Here is a 21,798-nt window from a genome sequence, read left to right on the forward strand (position 1 = left end):
CCCCGCATCTCGTCGCCGTACCGGCGTGCATCGGCGTGCTCGTGTTGCTCGCCCTGCTCTCCATGGCGCTGGGCACCAAGGCGATCGCCCCGGACCGCGTCCTCGAATTGCTGCTGAACCCGGACGGATCCGAGGAATCGGGAATCGTCCATCAGATGAGGCTGCCCCGCACGGAGTTCGGGATCGTCGTCGGCGCCGCGCTCGGCATGTCCGGGGCCCTGATGCAGGGCCTGACCCGCAACCCGCTCGCCGACCCGGGCCTCCTCGGCATCAGCGCCGGTGCATCGCTCGGCGTCGTCCTCACCACCGGACTGCTCGGCATCACCGCCGTGCACGGCTTCGTGTGGTTCGCCTTCGCCGGGGCACTGGCGGCGATGGCCCTGGTGTACGCGCTGGGCGGCGCAGGCAGCGGTGGGGCGACACCCGCCAAGCTCGCCCTCGCCGGGGCCGCCGTCTCCGCACTGCTCCAGTCCCTCGTGAGCGCCATCCTCCTGTTCGACGCCGCCGCGCTCGGCGACTACCGCTTCTGGGCCGTGGGGTCACTGACCGGACAACCGGCCGCGATCCTCACCGACGTCCTCCCCTTCATCGCCGTCGGGGCGGTGCTGGCCGCCACCACCGCCCCGGCCCTCAACAGTCTCGCCCTGGGCGAGGGCGTCGCCACCGCCCTCGGACAGAAGGTCGGCCTGGTGCGACTGCGCGGCGGCGCGGCCGTCACCCTCCTCGCCGGCGGCGCGGTGGCCCTGTGCGGGCCGATCGCCTTCATCGGCCTGGTCATCCCGCACGTCGCCCGCTTCTTCACCGGTCCCGACCACCGCTGGATCCTGCTGTACTCGGCCCTGCTCGGCCCGAGTCTGCTGCTCGCCGCCGACATCGCCGGACGCCTCGTCGCCCGGCCCGACGAACTCCACGTCGGCATCGTCGTCGCGGCCATCGGGGCACCGTTCTTCATCATGCTGGTGCGCCGCCGCCGGATCCAGGAGCTCTGAGGCATGCACGTCACCGACACCACGCACGGCGCCGCCGCCGTACGCAAGGCGGGCGGGACGGTCGTCCGGCTGCCCAGGACCGGCGCGTCCTGGATCCTCAGGCCCCGGAGCCTCCTCGTCAGCGTGCTGCTCGCCGCGGCGGTCGCCGCCGCGTTCCTCGCCGAGATCGCCTTCGGTGAACTGGACCTGCCGCTGACGGACGTGGTGCAGAGCCTCTCGGGCGGCGGCGACCCCGCGACCGCACTGGTGGTCCACGGGCTGCGCCTGCCGCGCGCCCTCGTCGGTCTGCTCTGCGGCGCGGCCTTCGGCCTGGCGGGAGCCATCTTCCAGACGCTCACCCGCAATCCGCTCGCGAGCCCCGACATCATCGGCGTCTCCGCGGGCGCCTCCACCGCCGCGACCGCCGGCATGCTGATCGGCCTGGGGTCGGGTCTCGGCCTGCAGACCCTGGCGCTGATCGGCGGGCTCGGCGCGTCGGCGCTCATCTACGTACTGGCCTGGAAATCCGGCACCACCGGCTACCGCATCGTGCTCGTCGGCATCGGCGTCGCCGCCCTGGGCGCCAGCGCCACCAGCTATCTGCTCCTCAAGGCCGGCATCTACCAGGCCCAGCAGGCCCTGATGTGGCTCACCGGCAGCCTCAACGCACGCGACTGGGAACACGTCGGCCCGCTCGCCGTCGCCCTCGCGGTGCTGCTGCCGTGCGTGCTGGTGCTCGCACCCTGGCTGGGCGGGCTGCAGTTCGGCGACGAGATCGCGCAGGTCCTGGGCATGCCGGTGCAGACCGCGCGGATCGCCCTGCTCGCCGTCGGAGCCGGACTGGTGTCGTTCGCCACCGCCGCCGCGGGGCCGATCGCGTTCGTCGCCCTGATCTCCCCCCAGATCGCCCTGCGCCTGGTGCGCGCACCGGGGCCCGCTCTGCTGCCGTCCGCGCTGGTCGGCTCCCTCGTGGTCCTGGCCGGGGATCTGGCGGGGCGCCAGCTGCTGCCCGGCACCGAACTGCCCGTGGGCGTCGTGACCGGTGTATTCGGCGCCCCCTGCCTGCTCTGGCTGCTCGGCAGGTCCAACCGCACCGGCTCAGGAGGCTGACCGTGGAAGAACGACCGCAGGGGCTCACGGCCGAGGGTCTGACCCTGGCGTACGACGGCCGCCGCGTGGTGAACGCCCTCGACGTGACGATCCCCGCGGGGCGGGTGACCGCGGTCGTCGGTGCCAACGCCTGCGGCAAGTCGACGCTGCTGCGCGGTCTCTCACGGCTGCTCACGCCGAAGGAGGGGGCCGTCTACCTGGACGGGCGGCTCATCCACACCATGCGGAGCAAGGAGCTGGCACGCGAGCTCGGCATGCTGCCCCAGTCGCCGGTGGCACCGGACGGCATCACCGTACTCGACCTGGTCAAGCGGGGACGCAGCCCGCACCAGTCGTGGTGGCGCCAGTGGTCACCCGACGACGAGCAGGCGGTGTACGGTGCCCTCGAGTCCACGGGCCTGCTGGAGCACGCCGAGCGCAGTGTGGACGAGTTGTCGGGCGGTCAGCGCCAACGCGCCTGGATCGCCATGGCACTGGCGCAGGGCACCCCGGTCCTGCTGCTCGACGAACCCACCAACCACCTCGACCTCGCGCACCAGATCGACATCCTGGATCTGGTCGTCGACCTCAACCGTGACCAGGGGCGGACCGTCGTCCTGGTGCTCCACGACCTCAACCACGCCTGCCGGTACGCCGATCACGTCATCGCCATGAAGGGCGGCGCGATCGTCGCCCAGGGCGTTCCCGCCGAGGTCATCAGCCGAGAGCTCATCGAAGAGGTCTTCGGCCTGAGCTGCACGGTCATCGAGGACCCCGCCGGAGGCGGCCCGCACATCATCCCGTTCGGCCGCCACCACGGCGGGCGCACCGGGCGGAAGTCGGCCGCCACCGCCATCTGAAACCGCTCGCCCCGATCAGCACCACCCAACTCCCCACACGCACGTACCGCTCACCTGCACATCACGCGGCAACAGTCGCTCGGAAGGACAGCCATGCCCCTTTTCAGAAGCACTCCCGCCATCGAGTCCGCGCAGGCGACCCGGCTCGACCGCCGTCGCTTCCTGGCCATCGGCGGGGCCGTGGCCGCCGCGGGACTGCTGGCCGCCTGCGGTGACTCCGACAAGGGCAAGGGCTCCGGGAAGTCCGGCTCCGACAAGGCCGCCACGGGCCCCTGGAGCTTCACCGACGACCGGGGCAAGAAGATCACCCTGAAGAAGCGCCCCGAGCGGATCGTGGCGCAGTCCCACCCGGCGGCCGCGCTGTGGGACTTCGGCATCCAGCCGGTCGGCATCTTCGGTCCGCAGAAGACCGCGGACGGCAAGACCAGCCCGCAGGTCGGCAACGTCGACCTGTCGAAGACCACCTCGGTCGGCACCAACTTCGGCGAGTTCCAGATGGAGAAGCTGATCTCCCTCAAGCCGGAGCTCATCGTCACCATCGCCTACGGTCCGATGATCTGGTACATCCCCGAGGACGTCATCAAGAAGATCGAGGCGGTCGCCCCGATCGCCGTCATCCAGCTCATGGGAGTAGCCGTCCCGGACGCCGTCAAGCGTTTCGGCGAGCTGGCCGCGGCGCTCGGCGCCGACCCGGAGAGCGCGGAGATCCAGAAGGCCAAGCGCGAGTTCGAGACGGCCGCCGCCGCGGTGACCACGGCCGCCAAGGCCAAGAAGGGCCTGTCCGTCGCCGTGGTCTCGGGCACCAAGGAGAACTTCTTCGTGGCCGACCCCGCCTTCCACGGCGATGTGAAGTACTTCCAGCAGCTCGGCCTCGACATCGTCAAGCCGGCCAAGCCGGAGGCCGGGTTCGAGTCCCTCAGCTGGGAGGAGGCCGGCCGTTACAAGGCCGACCTGGTCCTGGAGGACGCCCGCCCCGAGGGCGGCCTGACGCACCAGCAGCTGGGCGCCTACCCGACCTGGAAGGCCAGCCCGGCCGTCAAGGCCGGCCAGGTCACCGACTGGCAGACGGAGACGCCGTTCACGTACCAGCGCTTCACCAAGGTGCTGAACGACCTCGCCGGTGCCGTCACGAAGGCCCGCGCCGACGTCGTGTGACGCCGGCGAGAAGCCCCCTGCCGCGGCCGCGGCAGGGGGCTGTGTGCTGTGCGAGGCGGGACGCCTACCGCTCCGCCGACTGCGCTATCAGGCTCTTCGGCCGCAGATCCGTCCAGTTGGCCTCCACGTGGGCCAGCGCCTCCGGGCGGCCGACGGGGCCGAGAACGGACCGCCAGCCCTCGGGGGCGGCCTGGAAGGCGGGCCACAGCGAGTACTGGCCCTCGTCGTTCACCAGGACGAGGAAGGAACCGTTCTCGTCGTCAAAGGGGTTGGTCATGGGGTGACGCCTTCTTTCCTGTGGGACATGGGGACGTGTGGGGGAGGGACTTCGTCTCAGGTGCGGTCGCGCTCCTCCAGCATGCGCACGAGGGACCGCTTGTCGATCTTCCCGATGGCGGTCAACGGCAGGTCGGGCACCGTCTCCACGCGGTCGGGCAGCTTGAACGCGGCGACACCGCGCTCCAGGAGGAAGGCCCGCAGGGCCTGGAGCGTGGGAGCCGAGGGGCCTTCGGGGACGACGACCGCGCAGATCCGCTCACCCTGACCGGCGTCCGGCAGGCCGACGGCGGCACAGCGCCGCACCTGCGGATGGGCCGTGACGTGCGTCTCGACCTCCTCGGCGGAGACGCTCTCGCCGTTGCGGTCGATGGTGTCCTTGACCCGGCCCTCCACGATCAGGTGACCCGACGGCAGCCGCCGCACCAGGTCTCCGGAGCAGTAGAAGCCGTCCGGGGTGAAGGCGGTGGCGTTCACCTCGGGGGCGCGGTAGTAGCCGCGCAGGGTGTACGGGCCGCGCACCAGGAGCTCGCCGACCTCACCGGGCGCGACATCCTGTCCGTTCGCGTCCACGATGCGCAGCTCGTCGTCGTCGCTCAGGGGCCGCCCCTGGCTGAGCGCCACGGTTTCGGAGTCGTCGTCGGAGCGGGTGTAGTTGAGCAGTCCCTCGGCCATGCCGAACACCTGCTGCACGGAGCAGCCGAGCGTGTCGGGGATGGTACGGGCCAGGTCCGCCGAGAGCTTGGAGCCGCCGGCCTGGAGGACGCGCAGGCTGGAGATGTCCGCCGGATCCCACTCCGCCGCGTCGGTCCACAGCGGGATCAGCGGCGGCACCAGCGCGGTGTGCGTGACCCGTTCGGCCTCGATCAGGGGGAAGGCGTCACCGGGCGCGGGGGAGGGGGAGAGGACCACACGGCCGCCCACGGACAGTGTGCCGAGCATGCCCGGGCAGGCCAGCGGGAAATTGTGGGCGATGGGCAGGCAGGCGAGGTACACCGTCGTGGCCGACAGCTCGCACGCCTCCGCGCTGGCCCGGGCGTTGTAGCCGTAGTCGTTGTGGGTGCGGGGAATGAGTTTGGGGACGCCGGTGGTTCCGCCGGACACCAGGAGCAGCGCGATGTCGGCGGGGTCGGGGTCGGGGAAGTCGCGAGGTTCGGCGTCGACCTTGGCGAGCGCGGTGTACGGGCCGGGGTCGCCCGCCACGAGCACGTGCCGCAGACCGGGCGCCTCGGCCTGCACGGCGGCGGCGAGCTCCCGGTAGTCGAATCCGGCGTACTCGTCGGCGATGACGTACGCCACCGCCTCCGACAGCCGTGCCAGATGGCCGATCTCGGTGATGCGGTGCGCGGGCAGGGTGAGCGCGGGGATCGCGCCCAGCCGGGCGAGGGCGAAGAACAGCACGGGGAAGGCCCCGGTGTTGGGCAGCTGCACCAGCACCCGGTCACCGGCGCGTATGCCCAGGTCCGCCAGCCCGGCCGCCATCCGGTCGGCGCGTTCGTCGAGCTGCCGGTAGGTCAGCCGCTCCGGCCCGGCGACGATCGCGAGGCGCTCGCCGTACTCGGCCGTCCAGTCGCGCAGCAGGGTGCCGAGGGTCCGGCCGTCCCAGAGGCCTGACGCGACGTAACGGGCCGCGGTCTCGGTGGGCCATGGGGTGAGTCCCGACGACAGGGGCGAGGGAGGCTCTGTGGCGATGTGGGTCACGTTTCGGCTCGACTCTCGTGGCCGGAGGGCGACTGGCGCTCCTCGCTCGGTTTTCGCTCATGGTGCGGACGCCGGTGCTGCCATCGGCATCCACAAACAGGTGTGGTTAGGTTAACCTAACTCCCGTCGGTGCACACCTACTGTCGCAAGGGTGCTTATGGTGACCATTTCTGGTTCGGTCTAGGCGATTTGAGAGCGGTTCATCCGCGCCTCACCCCATTTCGCCCGCGTGCACACGCGGACGCGAGCGCGACTCTCATCACGACACGACGTCCTAGGAAGAAGCCGCTTCATGCTGTCGATCGACGACCTCCGGCGCGTGGTCACCGAGTTGCTCGGCCCCGGCGCCGAGCCCCCCGGTGACCACGACAACCTCATCGAACTCGGCCTGGACTCGCTCAAGCTGATGAGGATCGCGGACCGCTGCCGGCGGACCGGCCTGGACGTGGGCTTCGCCGACCTGGCACGGCGGCCCACCCTGGCCGGCTGGGGCGGGCTCCTCGCGGAGGCGGCGCCCGAGGCCCGGCCCGACGAGGCGACCACGCCCGCGGCCACCGCAACCCCGCCCCCGGCGGGCGTACCCACGGCGCCGGCACCAGGAGCTGACGCCGCGACGGACGAGGAACCCTTCCCCCTGGCACTGATGCAGCACGCCTACTGGGTCGGACGGGGCGGCTCCCAGGCCCTCGGAGCCGTGGCCGCCCACCTCTACACCGAGTTCGACGGCTCCGGCGTCGACCCGGCACGCCTCGGGGCGGCCGTCGCCGCCCTGGCGGAACGTCACCCCATGCTGCGCGCCCGCATCCTCGACGACGGCCGCCAGGTCATCGGGCCCTGGACCCGCGGAACCGAACTGCCGGTCCTCGACCTGCGTCACCTCTCGCCGCAGGAAGCCGGGGAACACGCCACCCGGCTCCGGGACCAGCTCTCCCACCAGCTCCTCGACGTCGAGGCCGGACAGGTCTTCGACGTCCGGGTGACCCTGCTCCCCGAGGGCCGCACCCGCGTCCACGTGGACGTCGACATGCTCGCGGCCGACGCCCGCAGCTACCGCGCGATGCTCGCCGACCTCGTCCACCTCTACGAGAACCCCGACCGGCCGCTGCCGCCCCTCACCTACAGCTACGCCCGGTACCTGGCCGAACGGCGGGCACAGCCGCCGCGAGAGCAGGACGTGCGCTGGTGGCGCGAGCGGCTGGGCGAGCTGCCCGGCGCCCCCCTCCTGCCGACCAGGCCCGAAGCAGAGCGCGAAGCCGCCCACCGGGTGACCCGCCTGCACCACTGGCTCGGCCCCGAGCAGCGCGCCCGGCTCACCGAGCAGGCCCGCCGGCACGCCGTCACCCCGGCGGTCGCGGCGGCCACCGCCTTCGCCGAGGTCCTCGGCGCCTGGAGCGGGGAGCCCCGGTTCCTGCTCAACGTCCCGATGTTCGACCGCCGCCCGCTCCACCCCGACGTGGACCGCCTCGTCGGTGACTTCACCAGCTCCGTCCTCCTCGACGTCGACCTGACCGAGTCGCGTACGTTCGCCGAACGGGCCGCGGACGCCCAGGAGCGGATGCACCGGGCCGCCGCCCACTCCTCGTACTCCGGCGTCGAGGTACTGCGAGACCTCTCCCGGCACCAGGGCTCCCAGGTGCTCGCCCCGGTGGTCTTCACCAGCGCGCTCGACCTCGGCGAGCTCTTCGGCCAGGACGTGGAGCGCTGCCTCGGCGAGCCGGTGTGGATCGTCTCGCAGGGCCCGCAGGTGCTGCTGGACGCCCAGATCACCGAACTGCACGACGGCCTGCTGGTCAACTGGGACGTACGGGCCGACGCCTTCCCCGACGGCGTCGCGGACGCCATGTTCGCCGCCTTCGTCGAGCTGATCGGCAACGTGTCCGACGGCAGCGCCTGGGACGTCCCCGTCGGGCCGCTCGCCACCCCCCGGCAGCTCGCCCTGCGCGCGGACGCCAACCGCACCGACGGACCGGTGCCCGAGCACCCGCTGCACCACGCCTTCCTCACCCGTGCGGCCGCCACCCCGGACGCCCCCGCCCTGCTCGGCGCGGACGCGACGGCGGTGACGTACGATCAGCTCGCCGAGCGCGCCCTGCGGGTGGCCGGAGCACTGAGCGAGCGGGGCGTGCGACCCGGCGACGCCGTCGCGATCAGCCTGCCCAAGGGCCCCGACCAGCTGGTCGCGGTCCTCGGCGTCCACGCCGCGGGCGCCCACTACGTGCCGATCGGCATCGAACAGCCCCCCGCCCGCGCCGAGTCGATCCGCACCCGCGCCGGCGTCACCGTCAGCCTCACCGCGCCCGGCACCGCCTCGGACCCGGGGCACCTCCCGCTGGACGAGGCATCTGCCTGGCCCCGGCCGCTTGGCGAGCCCGTGTTCGCCGCCCCCGGCTCCGTGGCCTACGTACTGTTCACCTCCGGCTCCACCGGTGAACCCAAGGGCGTCGAAGTCTCCCACCGCGCCGCCGCCAACACCGTCGACGACCTCGTCGAACGGCTCGGCCTCGGCCCCGACGACCGCACCCTCGCCCTGTCCGCACTCGACTTCGACCTGTCCGTCTTCGACATGTTCGCCCCCCTGTCGGCCGGCGGAGCCGTCGTCACCGTCGACGAGGCGACCCGCAAGGACGCCTCCGCGTGGACCCGGCTGGTCCGGCACCACTCCGTGACCCTGATCAACTGCGTACCAAGCCTGCTCGACATGCTGCTCACCGCCGCCGAGAGCGAACCCCTGGGGACGAGCCCCCGCGCGGTCCTCCTCGGCGGCGACTGGGTCGGCGTCGACCTCCCGGTCCGGCTCCACGCCCAGGTGCCCGGCTGCCGCTTCCTCGGTCTCGGCGGCACCACCGAGACCGCCATCCACTCCACCGTCCAGGAGGTCCACGGCGGCGTGGTGCCCGCACGGTGGACGAGCGTCCCCTACGGCACCCCGCTGCGCAACGTCAGGTGCCGCGTCGTCGACGCCCAGGGCCGGGACTGCCCGGACTGGGTCCCCGGCGAACTCTGGATCGGTGGCACCGGGGTGGCCGACGGCTACCGTGGCGACGCCGAACGGACCGCCGACCGCTTCGTCGAGATCGACGGGTACCGCTGGTACCGCACCGGTGACCGCGCCCGCTACTGGCCCGACGCCACCCTGGAGTTCCTCGGCCGGGCCGACGACCAGGTGAAGATCCGAGGCTTCCGGATCGAACTCGGCGAGGTGGAGGCCGCGTTGTCGGACCACCCGGCGGTGCGTCAGGCCACGGCGCTCGTGGTCCGCACCGGCCCCACACCGCGCCTGTGCGCCGTCGTCGCCGCCGCCCCCGGCACCGGCCCCGACGACGTCAGGGCACGCGCCGCCGAACGGCTGCCCGCCCACATGCTGCCGGACACCCTCGCCGTCCTGGACGAGATGCCCCTGACCGCCAACGGCAAGGTCGACCGCCGGGCACTGCGCGAACTCCTCGCCGCACAGGCGAAGGACGGCGAGCACGAGGCACCGGCGTCCCACCTGGAGGAGGTCGTCGCCCGGGTCTGGGCCCGCGTCCTCGACACCGAGAAGGTCGGACGCCACGACGACTACTTCCAGCTCGGCGGCGACTCCATCCTCGCCACCCGGATCACCGCCCAGCTGAGGGACGCCCTCGACACCGACGACGTCTCCGTCCACGACGTCCTCTCCTCGCTCACGGTCGCCGGGCTGGCCCGGACGCTCGCGGACCGCGACGAGGAAGGCCGCCTGGAGCTCGTCGCCGAAATCTTCCTGGAGATCGACTCCCTCTCCGACGAGGAGATCGCCGCGCAGCTGGACGACGAGGCCGAACAGCCGGAGCGGGCCGATGACTGAGTGGACCTCCCGCGCGGCGGACCACGGCACCACGGACACCTGGTTCCGCCGCTACGCGCCCCGACCGCACGCGGCGGCACGGATCGTGTGCTTCGGCCCCGCCGGCGGCGCTCCCGCCTTCTACCGTGACTGGGCCCGCGCGGTCCCCGACGACGTCGAGGTGCTGTCGGTGGTCCTCCCCGGCCGTGAATGCCGGCTGGCCGAACCGCCGTTGACCGGCATGGACGTGCTCGCCGGCACCCTCGCCGAGGTCATCGTCCCCCTGCTGGACCGGCCCACCGTCCTGTTCGGCCACAGCATGGGCGCCTCGGTCGCGTTCGAGGTGACGCGCCGGCTCGAGGCGGCGGCCGGTCCCCGTCCGGCCGCCCTGGTCGTGTCCGGCCGCTCCAGCCCCCGCCGACTGCGGGAACGCCCTTCCCTCCTGGCCGACCTCGACGACGACGGGATCATCGCCTACCTGCGCGGTCTCGGCGGCACCCCCGACGAACTGCTGGACGACCCCGAGGCGCGGGAGCTGATCCTGCCCCCGTGCCGGGCGGACTTCCAGGTCCTCGACCGGTACGCACCCGAGCTGCACCCCCCTGTCACCACCCCGCTGCACGTCCTGCTCGGCGACCGGGACCAGAACGTGCCAGTGGGGGACGCACCGCTCTGGGGCGAGGTCACCACCGGTCTCGCCGGGGTCCACGTCCTGCCGGGCGGGCACTTCTACCTCGTCCCCGAGCGGCCCGCCGTCATCGCCCACGTCCTCCGGGCGCTGCGCGAGGCGGGCGCGCCTCGGACCACGACCCCCGCCGCCCCGCCACGCCCCACCCGTCCCGAACGGGACGCCCGCCACGCCGGACATGCCGACTCCGGGAAAGAGAGAGAAGCCGTGACCTTCGCCCCTGCCTACCACGAGCGTCGAATACCGCTGACCGGCGACGTGCTGAGCACCGCGGCGGCACTGTCGGAGAGCTCGGCCGATGCCTACGTGCTCTTCGAGAACCGGGGTGCCGTCGGATGGGCGGAAGGCGAGTACGGCAGCGTCGTCGTCCGCGCCGACAGGACCACCCTCGGCCTGCACGGCGCCGACCCCGTCGACTTCCCCGCCGAACACGGGGTGCTGCACGCCCTGGACCGTGCCCTGGCCGCCGTGAGCCTCCAGGGCTGGCGTGCCTACGGGTGGGCCGCGTTCGAGCTCAGCTATCCGCTGCACGGCCTGCCCACCGCCCCGGCGGACACCGTCCTCGCCCACCTGGCCATACCGCTGCGGGAGGTCAGGCTCGAAGACGGCAGCGCCCTGCTGCGCACGCTGCACGCCGAGGACCTCGACCGCCTGGAGCAGCGGGTACTCTCCGCGGCCGCACTCGGCGGAGCGGTGGGCGGCACGCGGCGGGTGGCGGCGGACATCGAGCAGCACGACGCCGACGTCTACCGGGCCTCCGTGGCCGCCGCCGTGGACGAGATCCGCGCCGGACACCTGACCAAGGTGATCCTGTCCCGCGTCGTTCCGGTGACCGCCCCCATCGACCTGCCCGCCACCTACCTGGAAGGCCGGCGCGGCAACGACCCGGCCCGGTCGTTCCTGCTGCGCCTCGGCGGCTGGGAAACGGCCGGTTTCAGCCCGGAGATCGTCGCCCGGGTCACCGGCGACGACAAGCGCGTCGTCGCCCAGCCCCTCGCGGGCACCCGGGCCCTGGAGGGAGACCCGCACGCTGACGGCAACCGCCGCGCCGAGCTCTACCGGGACGAGAAGGAGGTCTTCGAACACGCCGTGTCGGTACGGCTCGTGGCCGAGGAGCTCGAACAGGTCTGCACCCGGGACTCCGTCACGGTCGACGACTTCATGTCGGTGAAGGAGCGGGGAAGCGTCCAGCACCTGGCCTCACGGCTGTCCGGTTCCCTCGCACCGGAGCGGACGGCCTGGGATGCGGTCGGCGCGCTCTTCCCCGCGGTGACGGCCTCGGGCATCCCCAAGGCCGAGGCGTGCGAACTCATCCACCGTACCGAGGGTGAGCCCCGTGGCCTCTACAGCGGCGCCGTCCTGACGGTCGACGCGGACGGCACGGTCGACGCCGCCCTGGTGCTGCGCAGCGTTTACCGCCATGAGGGCCGCACCTGGCTGCGGGCGGGCGCCGGCATCGTGGCGCACTCCAGCCCGGAGCGCGAACTGGAGGAGACGCGCGAGAAGCTCCGCAGCGTGTCGCGTTTCCTGGTCCCGGCCACCGACGCCGGGACCGGGGGGCAGTCCCCGGTCTCCGCCCCGGACGAGCAGTCCGCAGCGTTGGCCCGCTGAGCTCGGCGAGGGGCGGAAGGAGTCGGGGGGGGGGGGGGGGGGGGGGGGGGGGGGGGGGGGGGGGGAGCGGGGGGGGGGGGAGGGGGGGGGGAGGGAGGGGGGGGGGGGGGGGGGGCGGAGAGAGAAAGGAGAGCCGGTTTCTTTTTTTGGCGCGGGGCGTTGCGGGGGGGGGTGGAGTCCCCCCCCCCCCCCCCCCCTCCCCCCCCCCCCGCCCCGTACCCGACGGAGCGGAGCGAACCGGGGTACGACGGACAGCCGCGCGGATCGGATGATCCCGCGCGGCTGTCCGTTCGTGGGTGCGGGTGCCCGCTCAGGCGCCGGAACGCAGCTCCAGCGTGCAGCACTTCACGCTTCCGCCCGCCTTGAGCAGTTCCGAGAGGTCCACGCCGATCGGATGGAACCCCCGGCTCCGCAGCTGTTCCGCGAGACCGGTCGCCTGATGCGGCAGCACGACGTTGTAGCCGTCGGAGGTGGCGTTGAGTCCGAAGACCCGGGCGTCGGCGTCGGTCGCGAGGACGGCGTCCGGGAACAGCCGCCGCAGGACGTCCCGGCTGCCGGGGGAGAAGGCGGGCGGATAGTAGGCCACGGTGGTGTCGTCCAGGACCGTCAGCGCGGTGTCCAGGTGGTAATAGTTCGGATCGACGAGCGTCAGACTGATCACCGGACGGCCGAAGAACTCCTGGGCCTCCGCGTGCGAGCGCGGGTCACTGCGGAAACCCGTACCGGCGAGCAGCCAGTCGCCCACCAGGAGGTAGTCCCCCTCGCCCTCATTGACCAGCTCGGCCGTACGCAGGTCGGTGAAGCCGTGCTCCTGGAGCCAACTCCGGTACGCCGGGGCCTCGTCGACCCGCTCGGCGTCGCGGAACCGGGCGACGAGGGCACGTCCGTCGACGACCGTGGCGCCGTTGGCGGCGAAGACCATGTCGGGGAGACCGGGCAGGGGGTCGATGAGTTCGACGGTGTGACCGAGGCCCAGGTACGTCTGCCGCAACTGCTCCCACTGGGCGACGGCCAGCGAGGTGTCGACGGGCTTGCGAGGGTCCATCCACGGGTTGATGGAGTAGACCACGTCGAAGTACGAGGGTGTGCACATGAGGTAGTGCCGGGGCCGTGCTGTGCGCATGGGTGTGGGTCCCTGATGGTCGTGGTGACGGAGGCGGCGACGGGGGTGACCCGCACCTCTCCCCGGGCCCGCTGGAGCCGACACGGCGGCCGTCCGGAGGAACGCCGGTGGTGGTTCCCCCTGAGCGGGATGTCGATCAGAGGTAGTAAAGCAAGCCTTACCTAAATGGCGCAACGGCGCGCTACGATGAGGTGGTTGCCGGCCCTCGTGCGGCCGTCGGCGCCGTTGCCGCGGTGCCGCTCCACCGGCCCGGAGGACCGGTCACCCTCCTCATCCGTCTCACATGGAAGGCGGCCAGCATGGCCAGGGCCACGAACGGACCCATCGAGGACGGCCACCGGCGCATCGCGGAGCTGGACGAGGCGATCATCACCCTCATCCTCCGGCGCACCGACACCTGCGCGGAGGTGGCCGCACTGCGGCGCGCCGCCGGCGGCCCGGTGACCGAACTGGCCCGGGAGAACGAGGTGTTGCGCCGGTACCGTGAGGGTCTGGGGCGTCAGGGTACGTCGCTCGCGATGCTCCTGATCGAGCTGGGACGAGGGACGCGGTCCCTTCCGGAGCGACCCCTTCCGGATCGGTCCCTCGCGGAGCGCCCCCTCCCGGAGCCGGGGCCCCTCGCGGGTCGTGGGCCTCTCCCCGACCGCGGGCCCCTCCCGGACCGGGTGTCGCTGCCCGCGCCCCGTCAGGAACCCCGCGCGGCGGTGGAGCGGCGCTGACGCCCCTGTGTGCCGCTCGCCCGGCTCACGCGCCGCGCGCCGACCTGCCGGTCAGCAGCTCGCGCAAGAGCCGCTCGGTGGTGCACACACGGCCGTAGCGGGCGGCCCACCGCAGTGCCATGCGGTGATCCGCGGGGGAGAAGTCGGCGACCGCGTCGGCGACCACGAAGGGCTGTATGTCGTGCATGAAGGCGTCCGCCGCCGTGAGCAGCACGCCGAGGTGGGCGTACACGCCGCAGATGACCAACTGGTCGCGGCCCGTGGAGCGCAGCAGCCTTCCCAGGTGGCTGTGCAGGAAGGCGTTGGGGCGTACGTTCGCCAGCAGGTGCTCGCCGGGCCGGGGGGTGAGCGGTGCGACGATGGCGGCGTCGTCGGACTCGCGGCCGACACCGGGCCCCAGGACGTCGGCCATCAGCCCCCGCCTGTCGGCCGGTTGCCCGGCGGGTTCGGCGGTGAAGGCCACCGGCATGGCCAGCGCGTCGGCCAGATTGCGCAGGACGACGATGTTGTCGATCAGGTCCGTCACCGGTGGGAGTCCCGCCGGGAAGGTCCGGACGAAGTGGTTCTGCATGTCATGGACCAGCAGTGCGGCGCGCGCCGGGTCGATCGTCCACGAGGCGCGATGCGGGGGGACCGCGGAGCGGTCCGGCATGGCGTAGGACTCGATGACCGGTAAGCCCATGGGGGTTTCTCCTGCCTGGCGGCGCGCCCGCCGGGCGCTGACGGCCGTGGTTCGCCTCCGCGTGAAGATAACTTAGCCTAACCTAAGTTGCTGTTGGGGTGGCTGTGGTCACGGTAAATCCACGGCACAGTCTGGTTCACGCGGGTGTGGGGAAACGGAGCGAGAGTGACGGTCACGACGTACCGGGACGCCTGGGGCATCCCGCATCTGCGCGCCTCGGGAGCGCTCACGCTGGCTTTCGGGCAGGGAGAGAACGCCGCGCTCGACCGGGCCTGGCAGATCGAAGTGGAGCGTCACCGCTCCCAGGGCACCACCGCTTCCTTCCTGGGCGCCCAAGCCGTGCCGTGGGACCGATTCGCCCGTCGCGCCCGGCTCGACGACACCGCCCGGCGCTGCTACGACAGGCTCGACGACGAGACGGCGGCCTGGGTCTCGGCGTACGTCGAGGGGGTGAACGCGGGCCTGGAGCGCGGCGCGGCGGCCACCCCCGAGTTCGCGGCCACCGGCCTCGCCCCGCAGCCCTGGCAGCGGTGGACGCCTCTCGGTATCTGGCTCGCCCACCACATCCTCTTCGCCGGCTTCCCCACCAAGCTCTGGCGCGAGGCCGTCGCCCGACGGCTCGGCGACGAGGCCGTCGGACTCTTCGCCACCGACGATCCCGGAACCGCGGGGTCGAACGGCTGGATGGTCTCGGGCGACCTGACCTCCGGCGGCGCTCCGCTCATCGCGGGAGACCCCCACCGCTTCATCCAGGACCCGGGTTTCTACCAGCAGATACACCTGTCCTGCCCCGAGTACGACGTCGTCGGACTCGCCGTGCCCGGCGTCCCGGGAATCGCCCACTTCGGCCACACCGGAACCGTCGCCTGGGCGATCACCAACGCCATGTCCGACTACCACGACCTCTACCGGGAACGACTGCGCCGCACGGACGACGGCATCGAGGCGCTGGGCCCCGAGGGATGGCGGCGGGCCCACCATCACCGCGAGACCATCCAGGTCGCGGACGCCCACCCGGTCGAGGTCGACGTCATCGAGACGGAGCGCGGCCCGGTCATCATCGAAGACCTGCCGGAGACACCCGGAACGGCGCGACCCGGCGGCCCGTCCGGAGGCATCAGCCTGCGCTACCCGCCCCGCGTCACCGCGGACCTGGGGTTCGGCGTGCTCCCCGCCCTCCTGCGGGCCCGCACAGTCGCGGACGTGGACAGGGCGCTCGACCGGTGGATCGAGCCGGTGAACGTCGTCCACGCCGCCGACACGTCCGGAGAGCTGCTGCACAGGGTGGCCGGATACGTACCGGTCCGTCATCGCGACAACCGGCTGCGGGTGGTGCCGGCCTGGCAGCCCGGGCACGACTGGCGCGGCCGCCACGACACGCCTCGTGCCGACGTCGACGACATCGCCGTGATGGCGAACGCCCGAGGCATCGCCGCGCCGCTCGGTGTGGAGTTCGCGCCGTCGTACCGCGCCGACCGCATCGAGGCGCTGCTGCGCACCGCGCGGGACTGGACGGCCCGACGACTGACGGCCATCCACATGGACACCCACCTCGCGGCCGCCGCACCGCTGCTCACCCATGTGGCGCGGCTCGGCGATCTCCCCTCCGGCGCCGAGCGGCTGAGGCGCCGGCTCCTCGCCTGGGACCGTCACATGGACGCCGACAGCACGGCCGCGGCCGACTACGCACGCCTCCGCTCGGCCGTCACCCGCCGGATCGCCGCCTCCCCCCAGCTGAAGCCCCTGGCCGAACCGCTGCCGTATCCCGCGGTGTTCGAACCGTGGCTGAACCTCACCTCGAAGGTGGCCTTCGCACTGGAGAACCTGCTGACCACCGACCTGCTGCCCGGCCTCGACGTCCCCGGCCTCGTCCGCGAGGCCATGACCGCGGTCGCCGAGGAGGAACCCGTGACCTGGGGCGAACTCCACCGCCTCGCGCCCTGCCAGGTCCTCCCCGCACCCGAGGACGAACCATGGCCCGGGCTGGGCGGCGACCACGACTGCGTCCTGGCCACCTCCAGCACACCGGGCATCACCGACCTCAGCCCCCGCGGACCGTCCGCCCGGTACGTATGGGACCTCTCCCGCCGTGAGAACAGCCTCTGGGTCGTCCCTCTCGGTGCCCGTGGCATCCGGGGTGACGCACACCATCGTGACCAGCTGCCCTGGTGGCTTCGCGGCGAACTGGTGCCCGTCATCACCGATTTCACCCGGCTGATCGAGGAGTCCCGTTCAACGCCTCCCCCTGGCGCGTGCCCGCCGCCGTGCCGATGAGCTCGGCGATCCGCGCCTCGGTGGCGGCGGTCAGCTCCGTCAGGGCGTAGGTGGTGGGCCACATGGCCCCCTCGTCCAGGTTCGCCTGATCGCTGAAGCCGAGCGTGGCGTACCTGGTCGAGAACTTCTGGGCGCTCTGGAAGAAGCAGACGACCTTGCCGCCCCTGGCGTAAGCGGGCATCCCGTACCAGAGCTTCGGCGTCAGGTCCGGTGCGGCGGACTTGACGATCTCGTGGAGCCGCTCGGCGAGGACGCGGTCGGCGTCCGCCATCCCGGAGATCTTCGCGAGGACGTCGCTCTCCCCGTCCGCCTTCGCCCTGCGCGGGTTGCGGCGCGCGGACGCCTTCAGCTCCCGGGCGTGCTCCTTCATGGCCTCGCGTTCCCCGGCCGTGAACCCGTCGTACCTCGTGTCGGCGCTGCTGCCGGTGCTCCGGGCGGGCTTCTGCGTGTTCGTCATGGCAGGTTTCCTTTCTGGACGGTTGGTCCTGCACGTTCATGAGAGGGGACCCCCGGCCGGGGATCCGCCGAGGCGGTCAGCCGAGCCAGCGGCCGTCGCGCATCAGCCGGCGCCCCGCCAACTCGTCGGCCTCTCGCCAGGCCTGGACCTGGCGCGGGGTGATCCGGAACCAGCGGTACCGCGTGGCCGATTCCCGCGGGTCGAAGCCGGTGCGTGCGGCGAACCGGTCGGCCCGCTGCCGCGGCAGCGCCTCCAACTCGAGGACCTCGACCTCGCCCTCGATCATGGACACGTCCCGGGTGTGCCCCAGCCCGAGCCGAGCGGTCCGCGTCGCCGCCAGGTTCCGGCCCGTCGGGCTGTCGGCCGGGGTGGCCAGCAACAGCGTCCCGCCGTCCCAGTCGAAGGACAGCGGCACCAGGTACGGCACACCGTCCGCGGAGGCGCTGGCCACCCAGACGTCGACGTCGTCGGCGAGCCGGTGCTCCGTGTCGCGGCGGCGCAGAGCGCGGGAGCGCGGTTCGGCACGCACGCCATCCCGGATGCCGGACACCGGACGCGGCACGGTTTCGAGTCCCTGGGAGGGCGAACCGGTCATGAGGCACTCCTGTGGTCGTGGGGTCACGATCGCTCCCAGTGCATTCCGCCCGGGCCCGATCGGCGTGGTCACAGCCTCTCCCGCCACCGGTACGGGCCACCTCCGTGCCCACCACGGAAACCACCACGGATAATGACTCGGTGTCCAGTTCAGTGATCTCGGCCCGGGAAGCGGAAGTGCTCGCCCTGCTCGGGGACCACCTCAGCAACGCGGAGATCGCCGCGCGGCTGGTCATCTCCGTGCGCACGGTGGAGTCGCACGTCTCCGCACTGCTGCGGAAGCTGGACCTCCCGGACCGGCGGGCGCTCTCCCGGCGCGCGGCCGAACTCGCTCACGCCGAGCGGTCGCGCCCGGTGCCCGCCCTCCCCGCACCGCTGACGGCGTTCATCGGCCGGACACGGGAGCGCGCGGAGCTGGCCGAAGCGCTGAAGGCACGTCGGCAGGTGACCGCGATCGGCCCGGGCGGAGTGGGCAAGACCCGGCTCGCGCTGGCCGTGGCGGCGGAGGTGGCCGGCGACTTCGCCGACGGGGTGTGGTTCGTCGACCTGGCACCCGTCACCGATCCGGGGCGGGTGGGGGCGGCGGTCGCGGCGGCCCTGGGCGTGGGGGAGCAGCCCGGGCGCGGGATCGACGAGTCGGTGCCGGCCGCGCTGGCGGACCGTCAGGCGCTGCTGGTGCTGGACAACTGCGAGCAAGTACGGGACGGGGTCGCGCCGTTCCTGGAACGGCTCCTGGTGGCCTGTCCGCGGGTGCGGGTGCTCGCGACCAGCCGGGCCCGGATGATGGTGCCGTTCGAATGGGTCTACCCGGTGCCGCCGCTGTCCTGGTCCGACGGCGAGAGGTCGGAGGCCGTGACACTGTTCATGGAACGGGCGGCGGCGGTGGGCCCGCCGCCGGACCCCGCGGTACGCGACCGGATCGCGGCCGTCTGCGAACGGCTCGGCGGCATGGCCCTGGCGATCGAACTGGCGGCGGCACGGTGGCCCACCCTCGGACTGGACGGTCTCACGGCCGGCCTCTCCGACCAGTTGCGGATCCTCGCCGGGGGACCCCGCGCCGACGAGAGGCACCGGTCGGTGCGGGCGGCGCTGGACTGGAGCCATGACCTGCTGGAGCCGCGGGACCGGGCGCTGCTGCGCCGGATCTCGGTGTTCGTCATGCCGTTCACCGCCGAGGCGGCCACCGCGGTGGCCGGGTCCGACCCGCTGGACGCGGCCGAGGTCGCCGACGGGCTCGGCAGGCTCGCCGAGCAGAGCCTGCTCACCGCGACACCGTCCACGACCGGAACCCGCTACCAGGCGCTGGAGACGATCCGTCAGTACGGGACGGAGCGGCTCGCCGACGCCGGTGAGCTGACGGACGTCCGCTCCCGCCACCTGGCTTGGTGCCTGGCCGGCGCGGCTCTCCTCACGGGAGGCGAGGACGCGGACCGGCGCGCGCGGTTCGACGCGGTGGCGGAGGACTTGCGTGCCGCCCTCACCTGGGCCGCCGACCAGCCCGAGCACCGCGCGGACGCCTGCCGTCTCGCCCTGTCGCTCGCAGAGCTGGCCTTCACCCGCAACCTGCTCGGCGAGGCCCAGCAGCGGTTCGAGCAGGCGGCCGCGCTCGCCGGTGACGCCGCCGGTGCCGCCGCGCTGCGTGAGGCCGCCGGGGTGGCCGGATGCCGCCGGCTCGGCGACGACATGTTCCGCCTGCACCGCGCCGCCGCGGAGGCCACCCGCCGGGCCGGAGACAACGTGGGCGCCGGCCGTGACCTGGCGGCCGCCGCCACCGTCGCGTACCGCTTCTCCAGCGCGTTCACCCTGCTGCCGGGCGCGGAGGAGGTGACCGCCCTGCTCACCGAGGCCCGGGAGCTGGCCGGCGACGCCGATCCGGCCGCCGAGGCGGCTGTCGCCCTGGCCGAGGCGGCGGTGATCGGGGACGCCTACGGCGCGGTCCAGGGGGCCGCGGACAACACCGCGGAGGAGACGGTCGCGTACGCCGAACGGGCCGTCGCGCTCGCCCGGCGGGCCGGCGACCCGGTGGCCGAGTCCGCCGCCCTCGACGCGCTCTCCGGCGCCCGGAGCTGGGCGGGCGAGCCCTTCGGGGCCGCGGCCGCCGCCCGGCGCCGGATCGACGTCCTGGCCCCGGCACCCCGCACCCCCGCCCGTACGCACGAGTGGATCGACGCCCTCGCCATGGCCGCCGGAACCGCCCTCGGCGCGGGGGAGTTGCCACGGGCCCGCCGGTGGGGCAGGGAACTCGCCGACCACCCGCTGCTGGCCGAGGTGGGGCACCACGCCACGTCCTGGCTCCTGGTCGCGGACGCGTTCGCGGGCAACGCCGACGACGTGCTCACCGGCAGCGTGAGATTCCTCGACGCGTGGCGGCGCGGCGGCCGGCAGCGGTCGTTCTCGCTCGGCCCGGCCGCCGCGTCGGTCGCGATGATCCACGGCTTGCGCGGCGACCACGACGCCCGGGCGGCCTGGCTCGCGATCGTCGACGAGGCGGGCACCGCGGCGGAGCACCGTCATGGATACGGTGCGGTGCTCGACGCCATGGTCCTGCTCCACCACGGAGACCCGGCCGCGGCCCTGGAGCGGGTCGCACCGGAGCCGGCCGAGGTGTGGAAGTGGGTCTCCTGGATCTGGCTGCACTGGTACGTCGCGGTCCGCGCGGAGGCCTCCGTCCTCGCCGGGCACCCGGACGCGCGGAAGCGGGTCGACGCCGCCCGGGGCACGGTCGCCAGCAATCCGGTGGCCACCGCCCAACTGGACCGGGCCGAGGCGCTGCTGGACGGCGACCCGACGCGGCAGCTCGCCGGCGCGGCGGCATTCGAGGCGGCCGGCTGCCGCTACCAGTCGGCGCGCACGCTGCTGCTCGCCGGCCGCGATCATGCCGCCGCCGGCACGGCGGCCCTCGCCGCGCTCGGCCTGGCGCCCGCCCCGGCCCTCGGCTGAAACCCCTTGGTACGGACGGCTTCCCGACGCCGCTCGTCCAGCGCGGGTGTGTCCTTGCCGCCGTTCCGGTGAGGCACTACCGTGCCGAAGTGGATCTCTTCTCGCGCTCTTGGACGGCGTTACGCACGGCCGTCGACGAACTCTCCGACCAGGACTGGGAACGGCCGTCCGGCTGTACCGGCTGGCTCGTGCGGGACCTGGTGTGCCATCTGATCATCGACGCACAGGACGTCCTGATCACGCTCGTCACGCCCGCCGCGACCGAACCGACCGTGGACGCGGACACCTACTGGAAGCTCGTCGAGCCTCCCACCGGCGAGGACCCGCTCGACGCACTGGTTCCCCGGCTGGCCGCGGCCTACGGCGAGCCGCGGTGGCTCGCGTTCCACTTCGACGACGTCGGCTCCGCGGCGGGGCGCGCCGCCGTACTCGCCGACAAGGGCGCCCGCGTCGGCACCCGCGGCGAGGTGCTGACCGCCGGCGACTACCTGTCCGCGTACGTCATGGAGTGGACGTTGCACCACCTCGACCTGATCGCGCACCTGCCCTCGGCCGCCGAACCGCCCGCCGAGACGCTCGCGGCCGCCCGCGCGTCGCTGGAGAGGATCGCCGGGGCACCTCTTCCACCGGCCTTCTCCGACAAGGACGCCCTGCTGGTCGGTACCGGGCGGCGCGTTCCGACGGCGGCCGAGAGGGCCGCGCTGGGCGAGCTGTCCGCGAGGATCCCGCTCGTCCTCGGCTGACCGGACCACACCGACCCCGGCCATGCGGTGGTACGGGCGGGGGGGGGGGGGGGGGGGGGGGGGGGGGTGCGCCGCGTCGGCGTCCGGTGGCGCAATGAATACCATCATGAGTA

Annotated in this window: 16 protein-coding genes; 10 read left to right on the forward strand and 6 right to left on the reverse strand. The window is 73.1% G+C overall.

Annotation, left to right across the window (positions count from 1 at the left end; translation table 11 throughout):
• Positions 1 to 29: 29 nt before the first annotated feature.
• From ACZ6C1_RS19070 to ACZ6C1_RS19085, 4 genes are all read left to right on the forward strand, one after another.
• Positions 30 to 989 (forward strand): FecCD family ABC transporter permease, encoded by a 960-nt coding sequence (locus ACZ6C1_RS19070; RefSeq protein ID WP_469242323.1) that lies wholly within the window; start codon positions 30 to 32, stop codon positions 987 to 989.
• A 3-nt stretch (positions 990 to 992) separates the two neighbouring features.
• Positions 993 to 2,078, forward strand: coding sequence for a FecCD family ABC transporter permease (locus ACZ6C1_RS19075; protein ID WP_469242256.1), 1,086 nt, complete (start codon positions 993 to 995; stop codon positions 2,076 to 2,078).
• Positions 2,079 to 2,080: 2 nt separating this feature from the next.
• A complete protein-coding gene (locus ACZ6C1_RS19080) occupies positions 2,081 to 2,917 on the forward strand; it encodes an ABC transporter ATP-binding protein (RefSeq protein WP_469242257.1) in 837 nt (278 codons plus the stop codon).
• Positions 2,918 to 3,010: 93 nt separating this feature from the next.
• A complete protein-coding gene (locus ACZ6C1_RS19085; RefSeq protein ID WP_469242258.1) occupies positions 3,011 to 4,072 on the forward strand; it encodes an ABC transporter substrate-binding protein in 1,062 nt (353 codons plus the stop codon).
• 64 nt (positions 4,073 to 4,136) lie between these two features.
• Here the strand turns inward: ACZ6C1_RS19085 and ACZ6C1_RS19090 are convergent, their stop codons facing one another.
• On the reverse strand, positions 4,137 to 4,349 hold the full coding sequence (locus ACZ6C1_RS19090; protein WP_469242259.1) for an MbtH family protein: 213 nt from the start codon (positions 4,347 to 4,349) through the stop codon (positions 4,137 to 4,139).
• A 56-nt stretch (positions 4,350 to 4,405) separates the two neighbouring features.
• Positions 4,406 to 6,049, reverse strand: coding sequence for a (2,3-dihydroxybenzoyl)adenylate synthase (locus ACZ6C1_RS19095; RefSeq protein ID WP_469242260.1), 1,644 nt, complete (start codon positions 6,047 to 6,049; stop codon positions 4,406 to 4,408).
• Positions 6,050 to 6,341: 292 nt separating this feature from the next.
• Between ACZ6C1_RS19095 and ACZ6C1_RS19100 the strand changes: the two genes are divergently transcribed.
• Both ACZ6C1_RS19100 and ACZ6C1_RS19105 read left to right on the forward strand, forming a co-directional pair.
• Complete coding sequence (locus ACZ6C1_RS19100) at positions 6,342 to 9,875, forward strand: non-ribosomal peptide synthetase (protein WP_469242261.1); 3,534 nt, start codon at positions 6,342 to 6,344, stop codon at positions 9,873 to 9,875.
• On the forward strand, positions 9,868 to 12,153 hold the full coding sequence (locus ACZ6C1_RS19105) for a salicylate synthase (RefSeq protein WP_469242262.1): 2,286 nt from the start codon (positions 9,868 to 9,870) through the stop codon (positions 12,151 to 12,153). Before ACZ6C1_RS19100 ends, ACZ6C1_RS19105 begins: the two co-directional genes overlap by 8 nt.
• 310 nt (positions 12,154 to 12,463) lie before the next feature.
• On the opposite strand, the gene ddaH is transcribed toward ACZ6C1_RS19105, so the two are convergent.
• Positions 12,464 to 13,360, reverse strand: a complete 897-nt coding sequence (gene ddaH / locus ACZ6C1_RS19110) for a dimethylargininase (RefSeq protein WP_469242263.1) — start codon at positions 13,358 to 13,360, stop codon at positions 12,464 to 12,466.
• Between the two features lie 215 nt (positions 13,361 to 13,575).
• Between ddaH and ACZ6C1_RS19115 the strand changes: the two genes are divergently transcribed.
• The gene (locus ACZ6C1_RS19115; protein WP_469242264.1) at positions 13,576 to 13,995 is read left to right on the forward strand and encodes a chorismate mutase; all 420 of its coding nucleotides are present in this window, start codon (positions 13,576 to 13,578) and stop codon (positions 13,993 to 13,995) included.
• Positions 13,996 to 14,020: 25 nt separating this feature from the next.
• Here ACZ6C1_RS19115 and ACZ6C1_RS19120 read toward each other — a convergent pair whose 3' ends face one another.
• On the reverse strand, positions 14,021 to 14,677 hold the full coding sequence (locus ACZ6C1_RS19120; RefSeq protein WP_469242265.1) for an isochorismatase family protein: 657 nt from the start codon (positions 14,675 to 14,677) through the stop codon (positions 14,021 to 14,023).
• A 165-nt stretch (positions 14,678 to 14,842) separates the two neighbouring features.
• Between ACZ6C1_RS19120 and ACZ6C1_RS19125 the strand changes: the two genes are divergently transcribed.
• A complete protein-coding gene (locus ACZ6C1_RS19125) occupies positions 14,843 to 16,951 on the forward strand; it encodes a penicillin acylase family protein (RefSeq protein WP_469242266.1) in 2,109 nt (702 codons plus the stop codon).
• Here the strand turns inward: ACZ6C1_RS19125 and ACZ6C1_RS19130 are convergent.
• The gene (locus ACZ6C1_RS19130; protein WP_469242267.1) at positions 16,884 to 17,408 is read right to left on the reverse strand and encodes an iron chaperone; all 525 of its coding nucleotides are present in this window, start codon (positions 17,406 to 17,408) and stop codon (positions 16,884 to 16,886) included. The two genes, ACZ6C1_RS19125 and ACZ6C1_RS19130, sit on opposite strands and share 68 nt — an antisense overlap.
• 76 nt (positions 17,409 to 17,484) lie before the next feature.
• Positions 17,485 to 18,003 carry a pyridoxamine 5'-phosphate oxidase family protein gene (locus ACZ6C1_RS19135; protein ID WP_469242268.1) on the reverse strand — a complete coding sequence of 173 codons (519 nt, stop codon included), beginning with the start codon at positions 18,001 to 18,003 and terminating at the stop codon, positions 17,485 to 17,487.
• Between the two features lie 140 nt (positions 18,004 to 18,143).
• On the opposite strand from ACZ6C1_RS19135, the gene ACZ6C1_RS19140 reads away from it, so the two are divergent.
• Both ACZ6C1_RS19140 and ACZ6C1_RS19145 read left to right on the forward strand, forming a co-directional pair.
• Positions 18,144 to 20,942: an ATP-binding protein gene (locus tag ACZ6C1_RS19140; RefSeq protein ID WP_469242269.1), complete on the forward strand. Its 2,799-nt coding sequence runs from the start codon at positions 18,144 to 18,146 to the stop codon at positions 20,940 to 20,942.
• 89 nt (positions 20,943 to 21,031) lie between these two features.
• Positions 21,032 to 21,685, forward strand: a complete 654-nt coding sequence (locus tag ACZ6C1_RS19145; protein ID WP_469242270.1) for a maleylpyruvate isomerase N-terminal domain-containing protein — start codon at positions 21,032 to 21,034, stop codon at positions 21,683 to 21,685.
• Positions 21,686 to 21,798: the final 113 nt, after the last annotated feature.

The organism is Streptomyces sp. NPDC041796, assembly GCF_055590785.1.